The organism is [Mycoplasma] falconis (assembly GCF_006385795.1).
Lineage (GTDB): Bacteria > Bacillota_I > Bacilli_A > Mycoplasmatales > Metamycoplasmataceae > Metamycoplasma > Metamycoplasma falconis.
In genome coordinates this window covers 1-1,363 of the sequence record NZ_VFSS01000019.1, presented here as the reverse complement: position 1 = coordinate 1,363, position 1,363 = coordinate 1, and the positions used below count along the sequence as shown (strand labels likewise).

Here is a 1,363-nt window from a genome sequence, read left to right as displayed (position 1 = left end):
ATTTATGAAATCTTCATAAAGAATCAAAATCTCTAATCATTCTTCTTGTTTTAATTGCTTCATAATTACTCCTTAATATATAAAAAGTGAACACATATATGTGTCCACTAATTTTGTCCTAGTTTATAACCCTGAATTCTCTTGCTTTTTTCTGAAATTTTATAAAAAAAATGGCGATCGTGGCAGGACTCGAACCTGCGACCACATGCTTAGAAGGCACGTACTCTATCCACTGAGCTACACGACCACGCTCTATGTCTAAAAGACACAGTTATATTATAAATATTTTTTTGATCTTTTGTTAAAAAAATAAAAAAAATGGCGGGTAAGAGAGGATTTGAACCTCCGCGGGTGCTTTAACACCCCTACAGTCTTAGCAGGACCGCCTCTTCGACCACTTGAGTACTTACCCTTTTGTACCATGTTTAACAATTATATATGAAATTAGCTGTTTTTTAAACTAAAAAATAAGCTATTTGCACTTAGTAATTATTTGCTTAAAGTTTTTAATTTTTTACAGCTTATTTTTATTGTTTTATAAATGTTATAATTTTTCTTATGAATAAGCTTTCTTTTGTTGATTTTTCAGCTTCTTATAAAAACAACGATTTTATAGTTTTACAAGATATTAATTTAACCTTTAAAAAAGGTGAAATGGTTGCCATTTTAGGTAAATCTGGAGCTGGAAAATCAACTTTATTTAACGCTATTTTGCATCAAGTTAAATCAATAAAAGGTTCTCTAATAATAGATGATAAAGATATTTATACAATTAATAAAAGAAAATTAAAAAAAGTCTTAAATCAAGTAGGTTTTTTAGCCCAAGAACCTAATTTAATAGAAGAATTAAATGTTTACGAAAACATAATCAATTTTTATAAAAAATATAAAAACCCGTTTTTTAGTTTTTTTAAAATTTTAACTAAAAAACAAAAAGAAGAAATTTATCAAACATTAGCTAATTTAGGTATTTTAGGCAAAGCTTATACACCTATAAAATCACTTAGTGGAGGTCAAAAACAAAGGGTTGAAATAGCAAAATTATTTTTACAAGAATCTGAAATAATTTTAGCCGATGAACCTACTTCTAGCCTTGATATTAAAAATAGTGAAGATGTTTTTTCTTTATTAAATAATGCTGCTAAAAAACAAAATAAATTAGTTTTAGTAAATGTTCATGATTTAAGTTTAATTGACAAATATTTTGATCGAATAGTTTTTATTAAAGATGGAAAAGTTAATTTTGAAGGCAAAGCTAATAAAGCAAATATAGCTAAAATTAAGCAATTTTTAAAAAGTGAATAATTAGTTAAAATATAGGCTTTTATTGGCTTATATTTTTTATTTAAATTCAGTTTAATAG

Annotated in this window: 1 protein-coding gene and 2 tRNA genes; 1 reads left to right on the top strand and 2 read right to left on the bottom strand. The window is 25.8% G+C overall.

What is annotated here, in order from left to right; translation table 4 throughout:
* Positions 1–171: 171 nt before the first annotated feature.
* Positions 172–247 (bottom strand) — tRNA-Arg (locus tag FJO69_RS02935).
* Positions 248–319: 72 nt separating this feature from the next.
* A tRNA-Ser gene (locus FJO69_RS02930) sits at positions 320–412 on the bottom strand.
* Between the two features lie 146 nt (positions 413–558).
* Between FJO69_RS02930 and FJO69_RS02925 the strand changes: the two genes are divergently transcribed.
* The gene (locus tag FJO69_RS02925) at positions 559–1,305 is read left to right on the top strand and encodes an ATP-binding cassette domain-containing protein (RefSeq protein WP_140781570.1); all 747 of its coding nucleotides are present in this window, start codon (positions 559–561) and stop codon (positions 1,303–1,305) included.
* Positions 1,306–1,363 lie beyond the last annotated feature (58 nt).